At 39.1% G+C, this 13,250-nt stretch carries 12 protein-coding genes; 7 read left to right on the top strand and 5 right to left on the bottom strand.

The window, feature by feature from the left end:
• Nucleotides 1-44 precede the first annotated feature (44 nt).
• The 3 genes from KIM67_RS15180 to pgmB are packed head-to-tail and all read right to left on the bottom strand — an operon-like array spanning nt 45 to nt 4,249.
• Entirely contained in the window at nt 45-1,484 is a 1,440-nt protein-coding gene (locus KIM67_RS15180) for a thiol-activated cytolysin family protein (RefSeq protein ID WP_213832399.1), read from the bottom strand.
• Between the two features lie 59 nt (nt 1,485-1,543).
• Nucleotides 1,544-3,577 carry a glycoside hydrolase family 65 protein gene (locus tag KIM67_RS15175; RefSeq protein ID WP_213832398.1) on the bottom strand — a complete coding sequence of 678 codons (2,034 nt, stop codon included), beginning with the start codon at nt 3,575-3,577 and terminating at the stop codon, nt 1,544-1,546.
• Between the two features lie 12 nt (nt 3,578-3,589).
• Complete coding sequence (gene pgmB, locus KIM67_RS15170) at nt 3,590-4,249, bottom strand: beta-phosphoglucomutase (RefSeq protein ID WP_213832397.1); 660 nt, start codon at nt 4,247-4,249, stop codon at nt 3,590-3,592.
• A gap of 267 nt (nt 4,250-4,516) precedes the next feature.
• Between pgmB and guaA the strand changes: the two genes are divergently transcribed.
• The 6 genes from guaA (at nt 4,517) to KIM67_RS15140 (ending at nt 11,096) form a co-directional block, all read left to right on the top strand.
• Nucleotides 4,517-6,049 carry a glutamine-hydrolyzing GMP synthase gene (gene guaA, locus KIM67_RS15165; protein WP_213832396.1) on the top strand — a complete coding sequence of 511 codons (1,533 nt, stop codon included), beginning with the start codon at nt 4,517-4,519 and terminating at the stop codon, nt 6,047-6,049.
• Nucleotides 6,046-8,181, top strand: coding sequence for a LysM peptidoglycan-binding domain-containing protein (locus KIM67_RS15160; protein WP_213832395.1), 2,136 nt, complete (start codon nt 6,046-6,048; stop codon nt 8,179-8,181). The genes guaA and KIM67_RS15160 overlap by 4 nt, the downstream gene beginning before the upstream one ends.
• On the top strand, nt 8,171-8,575 hold the full coding sequence (locus KIM67_RS15155) for an OsmC family protein (protein WP_213832394.1): 405 nt from the start codon (nt 8,171-8,173) through the stop codon (nt 8,573-8,575). Before KIM67_RS15160 ends, KIM67_RS15155 begins: the two co-directional genes overlap by 11 nt.
• Complete coding sequence (locus KIM67_RS15150) at nt 8,563-9,093, top strand: DUF922 domain-containing protein (protein WP_213832393.1); 531 nt, start codon at nt 8,563-8,565, stop codon at nt 9,091-9,093. The genes KIM67_RS15155 and KIM67_RS15150 overlap by 13 nt, the downstream gene beginning before the upstream one ends.
• A 50-nt stretch (nt 9,094-9,143) precedes the next feature.
• A complete protein-coding gene (locus tag KIM67_RS15145) occupies nt 9,144-9,947 on the top strand; it encodes a helix-turn-helix transcriptional regulator (RefSeq protein ID WP_213832392.1) in 804 nt (267 codons plus the stop codon).
• Nucleotides 9,948-10,025: 78 nt separating this feature from the next.
• Nucleotides 10,026-11,096: a serine hydrolase gene (locus KIM67_RS15140; RefSeq protein ID WP_213832391.1), complete on the top strand. Its 1,071-nt coding sequence runs from the start codon at nt 10,026-10,028 to the stop codon at nt 11,094-11,096.
• On the opposite strand, the gene KIM67_RS15135 is transcribed toward KIM67_RS15140, so the two are convergent.
• Nucleotides 11,097-11,960, bottom strand: a complete 864-nt coding sequence (locus KIM67_RS15135; protein ID WP_213832390.1) for a hydroxypyruvate isomerase family protein — start codon at nt 11,958-11,960, stop codon at nt 11,097-11,099. It abuts the gene before it with no gap.
• A gap of 44 nt (nt 11,961-12,004) precedes the next feature.
• On the opposite strand from KIM67_RS15135, the gene KIM67_RS15130 reads away from it, so the two are divergent.
• Complete coding sequence (locus tag KIM67_RS15130; RefSeq protein ID WP_213832389.1) at nt 12,005-12,244, top strand: DUF3820 family protein; 240 nt, start codon at nt 12,005-12,007, stop codon at nt 12,242-12,244.
• A gap of 16 nt (nt 12,245-12,260) precedes the next feature.
• On the opposite strand, the gene KIM67_RS15125 is transcribed toward KIM67_RS15130, so the two are convergent.
• Nucleotides 12,261-13,040, bottom strand: coding sequence for a hypothetical protein (locus KIM67_RS15125; RefSeq protein ID WP_213832388.1), 780 nt, complete (start codon nt 13,038-13,040; stop codon nt 12,261-12,263).
• Nucleotides 13,041-13,250 lie beyond the last annotated feature (210 nt).

Here is a 13,250-nt window from a genome sequence, read left to right as displayed (position 1 = left end):
GGTTCCTGGGGCTTTTTGTTTTTAACTAACTCAAAAGCAATATGCTATTGAACTCTCTCAAAATGAAATTTTGCATTAACCAGTCCACTAAAGCTCAGGTTTACTTCCAAAGGGGGGGCGCCTAGTTCTATTTCGTGCAAAAAGACACGTTTGTCAGCACTACCAAAGTCATCATCACAATCGAAAGGGCAACCCTCATCAGCTTCTTCCATGTCACCATAAAATCGGATATAATCATTGGCATAATCAGGTTTGTAAAATTCCGTTCTAGCCGTTTTACCTACAAGTTTGGAAGCATCTTTTCCCACATCAAATGTATTGTCCCTCTTGTACCTCCAAAATGTTGTGGAGTTCACCACAGTACCAGCCTGGTACATTTGTCCGCTTATGATACCGTACAATTCCCCTTCAGCATCAAAACCATCATGGCATCCGTCGCAGCTAAGGCTTACTAAGGTAGCGTTATAGACCGGATACGCTAGATCACATTCGCGAACGGCATATTCCGAAGCCAAAACAACTCTTGCTACGGGTGTTCCTTGTTTTAAATAACGCAATTTATAGGACAAAGGAGCTCCAGGTGATTCTTTAGAATAGTTTCCCCCTTCTGCTATATAGTTATAGACATCCGTAGGACCGTTGACCACTTGGGCGGCGTCACTTCCGGATCCACCGATGACCAAGGCCTTAACGCTTGATTCATCAATTGTCTTTTGGTATTCAGCATCTATGCTTCCATCGCCCGAGGCAAATGAAGCACTGAATGCTGCGTCGATTTCTGTTTTTGTGGAATTTGATTCTATCGTATAGATGGTCATCCGCCCATAGGTGACCGTGGCTACATATACTGGACTGGTACTTCCCAAGGCATCTAAATCCGGTGTATCCGTAAACAAATCGCTGGGATTTTGAGGAGGGTCCATGTCGATGGTATAGTATACTTGAAAGTACTTCAAAACATATTTGTACTTATACGTTGAATTGGTAAAATTAAAAGAGGCCGAAACCTTTGCTGCTGCAGATCTATAATTCGCTCCAATGGCCAGATTTAACTGTTCCTTGGTATATACCTCAGAAATTTCAAAATTGATTCTTGCCGGAGTGGCTCCTGTGACTTCCTGATCTAATATGGATTTCACCCCTTCCCGGTCGGTGGATAATTTGGGGTCTGTGACTTCAACAACGGGACTGCCACTAATATTAGTCAGTGAGGCCGAAAGGGTAATTGGTGCCCGATCGGCAACAATAGGAATGTATTCGCCTGTTGGGATAGACTCTCCCTTTAGAATGGCCCCTGGAAAAATCACATCGGTCGAAGGGTCCAGAGCAAGCATGTCATTAAAACCGGGAGCATGCTTGTAGTAGGTTGTAAAACATTCCAAAGAAGGGTCTTCATCGTCCCGCGTCAGAGGGTCCTCATCCAGAATTTCTGGCTCACTGACCCCCTCAGGTTGATTTTTCTTAAAAATAGAAAATTTTACCAACCTTTTGAAAAAGAATTAATTACAAAATAAAGCTTCGAAAAAATCGAGACTCTCTTTTATTATTTTACTGTGTAGGTCTTTCGTTCTGGCCCCACACCTTTTAGGATCAACGATTTCCATTCTTTGGGTAAAATTGGATTTTTTTGGACAATACCTTCATTCGTGATTTCCAATCCACCAAAACCGGCCAGTACTACTTGGAGCATGCCTCCGGCCCCTGTTGCGAAATAGGGATTGTCACTGGTAGCCGCTTCGGCTAAGGCTCCAAAAGGTGGACGTTTGTTGGGTTCATAACTTCTGCGGAACAGTCGATAGGCTTCTTTCGCATTACCCAATCGTGCATAGATAACCGCAAAAACCGACTGTCCCATGGCGGGTCCTTCTTCCGCTAATTTGGGTTCGTAGTATTCTAAATCTTTAAGAATCGTAGCTTCATCATTGACCACATCCAAAGGATAGGTCAATAAATTGACGTCTGCTTGTTTGATACGCTCCCCATCATAGGTAGCATGTTCTTTAGTGGTTCCATCAGGAAATTTCAAAATCCTGATTTTGGAAGCCACCTCGTTCCATGTAGCGTCTGCTGTTTCTCCTACCATATTTGCAGCTTCGGTAGCATATCGTAAAGCGGTTATGGCCGAACCATTGGTGAAGGCATTATCATCTACGTTGGGTGCAAACTCGTTGGCCCCTACCACATTTTTGATACTATAACTACCGTCTTCATTTTTTGTGGAACGACTTACCCAATAGTCGGCAACTTCTTTGAGCATGGGATAGCCACGTTCTTTGAGCCATTCCATATTTTGGGTGACACGGTAATAGTTCCAAAAAGCAATAGCCACATCTGCGGTAATATGATGTTCGAATGTGCCTGTAAGCGCCCATGCAGGTGTGGCTTCCTCACCTGTATCATCACTTTCCCAAGGGAACATAGCCCCTTTATACCCAAAATTGATAGCTTTTTCCTTGGCCTTGCCCAAACGGTCCGAACGGTAATTGACCAAAGACCGTGCAATATCTTGATTCAGCATCAACAAGGGCGGAAACATCCAAAGCTCCGTATCCCAAAAAATATGTCCATTATAGTTTTGCGAAGAAAGACCCATAGGGGCAATGCTCAAATCAGAATCCCCTCTCGAAAATGCGTACAGATGATAAAGCGCTAATCGCACATCCAATTGGTCTTGAAGATTCCCTTCAATAACTATATCGCCTTCCCACAATTCTTCCCATAGTTTCTTATGTTGCCCCAAAAGGTCTTTCCTTGGAGTCAATAGATTAAAAATCACAAAACGCTCCGATTCGGTTTGCGGGTCATCAAAATCTTGGGTACTGCATACGGCACCTGTCCACGCGAATTCAAATTTCTCACCTTTTTTCAATATTTTTTCAAAAGTGATTCTATTATCATAAGCTGAAATTGGTTCATGAATCAATTCTGGACGTTCATGTTCTCTGGTAGAGTTAATGGCATGCCATATAAAGGTTGCGGAAGTCGCTACCATATGTTTTCCCATTCTACTTTCTGCAACGGTTTGAAGAATTGGCATAGTAGTTTCCAAATCTTGAAGCACTCTAAAAGTACTATTGGGGCTATGGTATTCATCTGGAGTTTCAATGATGCCAGTAGCTTTGACTTCAATATCTTTTAAAGGTTCAACTTGAACATCTATATATCCTGAATATTGAATATTGCGCAAGGCATAAATTGTGTAGGATATCTTTGCCTTGTTTTTGAACGTAAAGTTGGTCGTGAAAGCGGCAGTTTTCATATTTAGGGTTTGCTGCCAATTAGATATGTTTTCCTCTGTTATTTTTTCTCCATCGATTTCGACTTCCAGGTTTGCGAAGTTCATTCCCAATAAAATTCGACTTACTCCTAGAGGAGATTCCTTGTCATATACATTATTGAGAATTACGGATTTGGTTTTAAAAGGTTTATCTTTTGGGAGAATTCCGATTCTACCATTTGCAGTAACAATACCAGTATATTTGTTGACTTTTTCAGAAGTAAGCGACCAGCCTTGTTCTTGACCTATCAAGGAAAAAGTACCTATCAAAAATGATAGTACTAAAAAAGTTGTTTTCATTTTTAGAGACTTTTAAAACAAGTCTTTAAAATAGGACTTTATTTCGAATAAAGTTGCCTCTTCCATGGAATCGAATCTTAGGTCGGCATGCCCTAAACGTTCCTCGGGACCAATTCCTACACTGTGAAATCCTCCGGCTTTTGCCGCATCAATTCCACTCTCCGCATCTTCAAAAACGACACATTCTTCTGGTTGTAAATTCAATTTTTCTGCTCCGTATAGAAAAATATCTGGTTCTGGTTTGCTTTTGGATACACTGTTGCCATCACCAATAACATCAAAAAATGCTTTTGCATTAAGCTGTTCCAATACCTTGACTGCATTTTTACTTGCGCTGCCCAATGCTACGCTAAATCCTTCAATTCTAAGATTGGTCAAGAGTTCCTTTACCCCGGGAAGGTAATCTTCTGGTGTCATCCCATCTAGGCTTGCCACATAGATATCGTTCTTTTTTTTGGCAAATTGGGCCAATGTTTCTTCATCTAAAGAAGTGTTGTTGTGCTCTAGGATTACTCTCATGGAATCCGTACGGGAAATACCCCGTAGCTTGTCATTGACTTCCCTGTCGAACAACCATCCTCTTTCGTCTGCAAGGTTTTTCCATGCAACATAATGTAGTTCTGCAGTATCTGTAATAACACCGTCTAAATCAAAAATAAATCCTTTAATCATGGTTGAGCATGTTTAGCCTTGCAAATAAATGGTGAAATTTGTTAAGAAAAAAGCTACTTAACGTTATATTCGACGATGTACTATTTTATCCAAGTTTTATTTTATTGATTACTTCTTTATTTTTAAAAACAAACCTTCAATATAAGTTTTAGGTAGTTAAGAGCGGTCAAATTTAGTCAAAGTGTGTACAGGATAACCATGTGAAGAAGTTCTTATAAATATGTAAAAAGATACTTTTTCAACTCCTGTAAATTGCTATTTTTGCCCATGCATAATAACGTACTTATCCTAGATTTTGGTTCCCAGTACACCCAGTTGATAGCACGTCGCGTTAGGGAACTCAATATTTACTCAGAAATAAAACCTTACAACAAGCTTCCTGAAGATATATCCAGCTACAAAGCGGTAATTCTTTCAGGCTCTCCATTTTCGGTAAGAGGTGAGGATGTACCGCACCCGGACTTATCAGAAATAAAAGGAAAAATACCTTTGTTGGCCATTTGCTATGGAGCACAATATTTGGCACACTTTAACGGCGGGAATGTTGCTCCCTCGGCCACAAGAGAATATGGCAGGGCCAAGCTTTCTTATATAAAAGAAGGCGAAGATTTTTTAAGTGAGATCGGTGAAGGTAGCCAAGTGTGGATGAGCCATAGTGACACTATAAAGGAACTCCCCGAAAGTGCAGTTCTATTGGCAAGTACACATGACGTTGAAAACGCCGCATTTAAAATTGATGGGGAAAAAACGTTTGGGATACAATTTCATCCCGAAGTCTACCACACCAAGGATGGGACGCAGTTATTGAAAAATTTCTTGGTCAATATAGCAGGTCTGGAGCAGGATTGGACCCCCGATGCATTTGTGGAGACCACAGTTGCGGAACTAAAGCAAAAAATTGGTGATGATAAAGTGGTGCTGGGTTTATCGGGTGGAGTTGACTCCAGTGTTGCGGCAATGCTTTTGCATCAAGCTATAGGGAAAAACCTTTACTGTATTTTCGTGAACAACGGATTGCTTCGCAAAAATGAGTTTGAAAACGTATTGGACCAATATAAGCATATGGGGCTGAACGTTAAGGGTGTGGATGCTTCGGCACGTTTTTTGGATGCTTTGGCTGGGGAATCGGAACCAGAAAAGAAAAGAAAAATTATAGGAAAGGCATTTATCGATGTGTTTGATGATGAAGCACAGCAAATTAAAGATGTCAAATGGCTGGCACAAGGGACTATTTACCCAGATAGAATTGAATCTGTATCGGCAAGTGGTGGTCCATCAGCAGTTATTAAAAGCCATCATAATGTAGGTGGATTACCAGATTATATGAAATTGGAAGTGGTAGAGCCTTTACACTTGTTGTTTAAAGATGAGGTAAGACGGGTTGGGAAGAGTATTGGCATGGAAGATTTTATTTTAGGAAGACATCCTTTTCCAGGACCTGGTCTTGGAATTCGTATTTTAGGTGACATTACCGCAGAAAAGGTGTCTATATTACAAGAAGTGGATGCTATTTTTATAGACGGGCTCAAAAAATGGGGGCTTTATGATAAGGTTTGGCAGGCCGGAGCCATGCTTTTGCCCGTAAATAGTGTAGGGGTAATGGGTGACGAACGTACATATGAAAAGTGTGTGGCCTTGAGAGCGGTGGAAAGTACGGATGGTATGACAGCGGATTGGGTAAATTTACCCTATGAGTTTTTGCAAAAAACCTCTAATGATATAATAAATAAGGTCAAAGGCGTTAATAGAGTAGTGTATGACATTAGCTCAAAACCACCTGCAACTATAGAATGGGAATGAAAAAATATATAATTAGATTGGGTGTTGTGGCCTTTTTGTTGGCATCAATACAAGTTTCTGCCCAAAATTACACGACACATGCTGTCAAGGAAGGAGAATCGTTACAGAGTATCTCCAGAAAGTATAGGGTGACCCCTTATACCATTCTTCAATCCAATAAGGAAATCAAAACTGCTTCGGATGTGAAACCGAACACAATCTTGATAATTCCACTTGATGGGTCTGTAATTACGCAACAAATCAAACCAAAAAAAGAAGAGGTCGTTAAGCAAATTAAACCATTAAGTTTCTCAAGACATAGAGTCAGGAAAAGGGAAACATTATTTGGTCTTACGCAGCGTTACAAAATTACCGAGGAGCAGTTGAAGCGCTACAATAGAAATTTGTATTCCGAACCCCTTAAAAAGGGAATGGTCTTACAGATACCTAAGTTTCCTGAGCTTACTACCGAGGAAGAGCGTGCATTGGATTTTGAAACGTATTCCGTAAAGCCTAAAGAAACCCGATGGAGCATTGCACATAAATACGGGATTACTGTAGACAGTTTGGTTGCATTAAACCCTGATCTAAACAAAAGTTCCGATTATTTGGCTGTAGGGCAAGAACTAAATTTGCCACGACCAAAAGGGGATAGTCTTGAAGACCAAGAAGTTGAACTATTTACTTCTTTCACAGTTCCACCCAAACAAACCCTTTACAGTTTAGGTAAAGCGTATGGTATTACCTCGGATTCCATTATAAAATTGAATCCTGAAATTATGAAGCTCGGTGGTCTAAAAGAAGGTATGGTGTTACGTCTGCCCAAAAAACAGGATACTTCTGGCGAGGTTAATACCGAAAATTTCATTTTTTACGAAGTAAAACCAAAGCAAAATATATTCAGGCTTACCCAAAACCTGAAGATTACCAGAGATGAGCTATTCCGATTGAATCCAGCTTTAGAGAATGGTCTAAAAGCTGGGATGGTCTTAAAACTTCCAAATGAAAATACAGAAGGCCTGGAAGTAAAAAATGCATTGGTTTTGGATAAAATCAATCTTTTGGACAGTATTAATTTGCAGAACAGGCCCAAACTGGTATTCATGCTGCCATTTAGATTGGACCGTATTAATCTAAACGATAGAAAGAAGACGGCTACGCAGATTGAAACAAGAAGGGATGTAAGTCTAAGTCTTGGATTTTATTCAGGTGCTTTGGTGGCCTTGGATTCCATAAAGAAAATGGGAATCTCTGTCAATGTTAAAACCTTTGATACGGAGTTAAATCAAGCAAAAGTCAAAGAAATTTTATCCAGAGAAAGCTTATTGGGAGTCAATGCCATTATTGGCCCCGTGTCATCTACAGCTCTGAATGAGGTGGCCGTTCAAGCCGCTCCAAAAAATATCCCTGTTATTTCCCCTATAGCATCCAACAGTTCCTATAGTCATAACAATGTTTTCTTTTCGGTACCAACAGATGAGGTATTACGACAAAAAATGCTGTCTTATCTAGGAAAAACCTATACCGATCAGAATATTATAATCATTGCGGATTCGACGCATCAGGTGGCCAAAGATTCAATTATAGCTAAGTTCCCATCGGCTCAGATTGCAAAAATCATTGACAATAAATCGTTACATTTAAATAGGTTTTTGGTCAAGCTTTCCGAAACGAAGGAGAATTGGGTTTTTGTGGAAACAAACCAACCGAATATGGTTGCCAGTGTGAGCTCGATTTTAAACTCGGCCAATGCTGATAAAACGGTCGTACGCATGTTTACGACAAACTTTAATAATGCTTTTGAGAGTGATGTAGTGTCCAATACACACCTTTCCAACCTAAAGTTTGCGTATCCGTCTTTTTATAGAGAAATAAAGGAGGATGCTTTTACTAAGGCGTACCGGAAAAAATACAATGATTTAAAACCTGACCGTTACGCTGTGCGTGGTTTTGATGTCACTTTCGATATTTTATTGAAACTTGCTCACAAAAACAATCTTTTTGAGACTTCAAAGATTATTGGTCTTACGGAGTATACGGGCAACAGTTTTAATTATTACAATAATTTATCCTCTGGCTATTATAATAGGGCATCTTACCTAATGGAGTATGATGGTCTTAGAATTAAAGAAATACAACTCAATGACCTCTAAAGTTACTTACACGGGAGAATTACGGACTACTTGTTTGCATTTGCGTTCCGAAAATGAATTTATCACAGATGCTCCTATCGACAATAATGGATTGGGACAGGCATTCTCGCCAACAGATACGGTAGCAACCGGATTAGCAAGTTGTATGCTGACTATGATGGGTATTAAGGCCAGGGATTTGGAAGTGGATTTAACCGGTTCCACTGCCGAAGTTACCAAGCATATGGCAGCAAATCCAAGAAGGATTTCTAAAATCGAAGTAAAAATGGAATTTCCTAAAAATATTTCTGATAAGCACAGGAAAATTTTAGAAAATACTGCAAATACATGTCCCGTACATTACAGCCTTCATCCAGATATTGAAAAAGTAATTCAATTTAATTGGGTAAGGTAGTTTACATAGGATTTTTTTTAGTTTTCGGTTTCTTTGGGAATTCCCAACAGCTTGAAGAAAGTGTGTTGTGGAATCCCGATAAAAGACTCACATGGACCGACTTTAAGGGTAAGATTCCACCTGCCGCTGTACCTGCAGCGACTACTGCAAGTGGCATAAGCTATAAATACTCGGCAAATTTGATTCATCACGAAGTTGAACTGGATTTTGAAGTGAACGCGTATTTCTATCCCAATGAATCTTGGTATAAACCCGAAGTTTGCGACGATATCATCTTGAGTCACGAACAGCTACATTTTGATATATCCGAACTATTTGCCCGTAAAATGCGAGACAAGTTACAACGTACCTCTTTCTCCGATAATGTAAAGGCCGAGATTCGAAGGATTTACAAGGAAATTTTAAAGGAGCTCAAGGATTTTCAGGAGCTGTACGATTGGGAAACTAATTTTTCCAGAAATACAAAGAAGCAACTGGAATGGAACAATAAGATAGCTAAAGCTTTGGATAGGAACTGAATTTAGCTTTCCGTTGTAACGTTTTTCATATTCCGTGGTCTTTATAGTGTATGAAAATTCTAAAAAAGGGCAACTATTACGGAATCAGGAAGTTAGAAATAGAAAATACAGGTGTTTCCTTTTCTGAGTACGATTATCATTTGCCAAAAACAGATTGGCATTATCATGAAAACCCATATTTCATGTATGTGTTAGAGGGGAATCTTAAAGATATCAATCAACGTAAAACTACCCTTTGTCCTCCTGGTAGTTTCCTGTTTCATAACTGGCAAGAAACCCATATGAACACCAAAGAAACCCGAAATGCACGCGGATTCCATATTGAATTGGATAAGCAATGGTTTCAGGACAAAAAGTTTGACACAGACCTTTGGGAGGGCAGTAAAATCATGAAAGACCCGAGATTACATGAAACTTTGGCAAAAATCTATTACGAATTCAAAAATGATGATGATGATTCAAAATTGTCCATGGATGTTTTGATGTTGCAACTTTGTGATGAAGTATGGGGCAAAAATCTATCATCCAAAAATATGGAGCCTTACTGGGTAGACCAGTTGAAGCAACTAATTTATGATGATGTGGAGAACTTAACCTTGACCTCACTCTCTAATGCTTTAGGGATTCACCCTGTCCATTTGTCCAGAAGTCTGCCAAAATATTTGAATACGACCTTAGGGGATTATGTCCGTAGGAATAAAATCAAAAAAGCGATTTCCTTATTGGGCAGCCGAACTTTATCGTTGACTGAAATTGCGCATGAATGCGGTTTTTCCGATCACAGTCATTTTACGCGAACTTTCAAATCCTATTTTAGTGAGACACCAAAAAGATACAGACAGCGATTTTTTTAGGAATTAATCAGGTTAAATACGTTCTATTTTAAAGGAAAAATGTTGCCTTTATTTGTTGTGATAATCAAAAGCAATCAAATGAATAAGCTATTATTTTTAGTATCCGTTTTTACCTTTCCATTAGTGTTGACCGCTCAGTTGGATTTTTCAGAAAAGCATAGACTTGACCACCCTCTTTTCAACACAATGAAAGAGAAAATAAATAAGGGCGACTATGAAAATATAACAAGTGTTCTGGTAGCTCAAGATGGAAAATTGGTTTTTGAGAGCTATTTTAATAATGCAGGGTTAAACACGAAGCACAATACACGGTCCGTAACGAAAACGATGGCCACAATACTAACTGGAATCGCTATAGATAAAGGGTTTATTAAATCCGAAAAAGATAAAATTCTTGATTATGTGAATCCAAGATTGCCTGTAAAGAATCAAGACGAAAGAAAGCAAGATATTACTATTGAAGATTTGTTGACCATGAGTTCCATTTTGGAATGCGATGATGACAACATGTTCTCTAGAGGACATGAGGAACGTATGTACATTGTGGAGGATTGGCTTCAATTTTTTCTGGATCTGCCCATTCGTTCACACCCTTTTGGGCCGAAGCCAGCCGATTCTCCTTACGGAAGGGTTATGAGTTATTGTTCCGCAGGAGCAGCTGCTATGGCCGAGGTAGTGGAAAGTGCGGTGAAAATGCCATTGGACAGTTTTGCAAAACAAAACCTTTTTAGTCCTTTGGACATAAAGGACTATCAACTGCATTACAATCCTTATAAGACCTTGAATACTGCCGGTGGTAGCGAATATAAAAGCCGCGACTTTTTAAAAATGATTCAGCTTTTTCTTCAAGACGGTGAATGGAATGACGAACAAATCCTTTCCAAAGAATGGGTAAAAAAGGCCACAACACCAAAGGCGAATGCTAGGGAAGGCGTCGATTATGGTTACTTGCTTTGGATAAAGTCTTTTGGTTCTGATCAGAAGTATGGCGCTTACTACATGTCGGGAAATGGCGGTCAGAAAGTGCTCTCGATGCCTGAACTTAATACCGTCGTAGTGATTACGACCACCAATTACGGTAAAAGAAAAGCCCATTCGTATACCGATGCGCTTATGAATGAATATATCGTGCCCGCTTTGTTGGATTGATCAAACATCGCACCGTAAAAAAGCATCTTTAAGCGCCCCGATTTTATCTTCCCAGGTAACAATAAACTCTTGGGCAACATGACCTTTAAAACCAGTATCCAAAATAGCTTTTATGATAGCTGGGTAATAGAGTTCTTGGGTTTCGTCAATTTCGTGCCTTCCTGGAACGCCTGCAGTATGGTAATGTCCAAAATAGGGATGGTAGTTTTGAATGCTTCGAATAATATCTCCCTCTTGAATTTGCATGTGGTAAATATCAAAGAGCAGTTTAAAATTTTCACTCCCTAAATGTTTACAAAGTTCGACCCCCCAAATAGAGCTATCGCACATATAATCTGGATGGTTTACTTGATTAAATAGTTCCATCTGAATTACTACTCCGTGTTTTTCGGCCAATGGCATAATTTGAGAAAGTCCGTCCACGCAGTTTTGCAACCCTACATAGTCATTTATGCCTCTACGGTTGCCACTAAAGCAAATTAAGTTGGTATAGCCCGCTTCCGCCACTAGTGGAATAATTTCTAGGTAGTTTTCTATGAGTTCCTCATGATATTTTGGATCGTTCCATCCTTCTGTAAGACTTATTTCGGCACCATTGCACATAGAACAATGGATATCATATTTTTTTAAAAGTGGCCAATCTTTTGGCCCTATTAAATCAATTGCCTTTATTCCCAAGCCAGTTAATATTTGAAGAAATTCTTCTAACGGTAAATGATTAAAACACCATTGGCAGACACTGTGATTGATGTTGTTTTTTAATTTGAAGTCTTTTTGTGTTTGTTGTTGGTGGGCCATGGAAGAGCTTGATAATATCCCAGCAGAACCAGCTGCCACGGTATTGATGAAATTTCTTCGCTTCATGATGAAGTATTTATATGTAGAAAGATAGTATTTTAGATATACAAATGGAAATTCGACCCGATAAAGAGAAGTTAGTGGAACTTGCCCATTACAAAATGCCTTTTGGTAAGTTTAAGGATAGTTACCTAGTAGATTTACCCTTACCTTATTTAGTGTGGTTCAGACAAAAAGGGCTTCCCAAAGGAAAATTAGGGGAGTTTCTAAGTACAATGTTGGATATTAAAGACAACGGACTAGAACCCATGATCAGAAAAATTCAAAAAGAATTTCCACAAAAATCCTGACTCCCTAAATAAAATCCTACATTTTATTTAGTGTAATGACCAAAGTGCCGGTTGCATCCACTTCTAGTTCGCCTACGGGTATTGTCCTATCAAAAGCAACTTCCAATACCATTCTGCTGGTAGTAAGCTCATTTATAATAAAATCACCGGGTACGTTTTCATCACCGCCCGTTATGATCAAATCATTATTGGATTGTTGCCATGTGCCGTTGGTTATGGGACTTTCTAGATTGGATTCATCCGTAAACTCTTGATTGAAAAGTGTATACGATATAATGATAGTGTATTCCCCTGTACCATTTACCTCGTTTGGATTTTCAGAAAAGGTAATCTGAGCGTCCTCATCTTTTGACGAAGCTGAAAATGGAAAACTAACTACGCCAAAATTTTCTACATTAGTTGAACCCTGACCATTATTTATGGTGGCGCTTACCAGTTCCCAATTTCCTACGATTGCACTTGCCGTGTTCTCATCTCCGGTGTTTTCATCACCTGTTTCGTCTCCTGTGGTTTCATCGCCAGTCTGGTCTCCTGTGTTTTCGTCTTCTGTATTTTCATCCCCGGTTTCATCATTGGTGGAATCTCCGGTATCGTCAGTATTCTCGTCTTCTTCATTTTTTTCACCATCACTTTCATCATCATTGGTGGTATCTCCATCATTTTCCTCATCTACACTATTTTCTTCATTTATTTCTTCAACCAAAATATCGGATGGTTCAAAATTATCGCCACAAGAATTTGTTGAAAGGATTAGTAAACAGCAAAAAATAACCAGTGCACTTAGATTAAGTTTCATAAGTTCTATTGAGGATTTTGTATTGATTTAGAAATGAAAATATTAGTTATCGGAATTCGAATGCTGTATATACGTTGTAAACGAGTGTTTTAGATTTTGTAACCCAATACTTTTACTAAAAATTTATTTAGAAACTTAGATTGACAGTTCTTAAACTTTTTTTGACAGTTTTACCACTCGTTTTATTCTTCAATTTGTAACTTTACGCCC

This window comes from Flagellimonas sp. 389, assembly GCF_018449435.1.
Classification (GTDB): Bacteria; Bacteroidota; Bacteroidia; order Flavobacteriales; family Flavobacteriaceae; genus Flagellimonas.
The sequence above is the reverse complement of the archived record's forward strand: the minus strand, read 5'-3'. Positions and strand labels throughout refer to the sequence as shown.

What these genes read in the sequence shown, in the direction of transcription:
- KIM67_RS15140 (WP_213832391.1), top strand. Translation starts at nt 10,026, where the DNA reads ATGAATAAGCTATTATTTTTAGTATCCGTTTTTACCTTTCCATTAGTG.
- KIM67_RS15175 (WP_213832398.1), bottom strand. Translation starts at nt 3,577, where the DNA reads ATGAAAACAACTTTTTTAGTACTATCATTTTTGATAGGTACTTTTTCC.
- KIM67_RS15125 (WP_213832388.1), bottom strand. Translation starts at nt 13,040, where the DNA reads ATGAAACTTAATCTAAGTGCACTGGTTATTTTTTGCTGTTTACTAATC.
- guaA (WP_213832396.1), top strand. Translation starts at nt 4,517, where the DNA reads ATGCATAATAACGTACTTATCCTAGATTTTGGTTCCCAGTACACCCAG.
- KIM67_RS15145 (WP_213832392.1), top strand. Translation starts at nt 9,144, where the DNA reads ATGAAAATTCTAAAAAAGGGCAACTATTACGGAATCAGGAAGTTAGAA.
- KIM67_RS15135 (WP_213832390.1), bottom strand. Translation starts at nt 11,960, where the DNA reads ATGAAGCGAAGAAATTTCATCAATACCGTGGCAGCTGGTTCTGCTGGG.
- KIM67_RS15155 (WP_213832394.1), top strand. Translation starts at nt 8,171, where the DNA reads ATGACCTCTAAAGTTACTTACACGGGAGAATTACGGACTACTTGTTTG.
- pgmB (WP_213832397.1), bottom strand. Translation starts at nt 4,249, where the DNA reads ATGATTAAAGGATTTATTTTTGATTTAGACGGTGTTATTACAGATACT.
- KIM67_RS15160 (WP_213832395.1), top strand. Translation starts at nt 6,046, where the DNA reads ATGAAAAAATATATAATTAGATTGGGTGTTGTGGCCTTTTTGTTGGCA.
- KIM67_RS15130 (WP_213832389.1), top strand. Translation starts at nt 12,005, where the DNA reads ATGGAAATTCGACCCGATAAAGAGAAGTTAGTGGAACTTGCCCATTAC.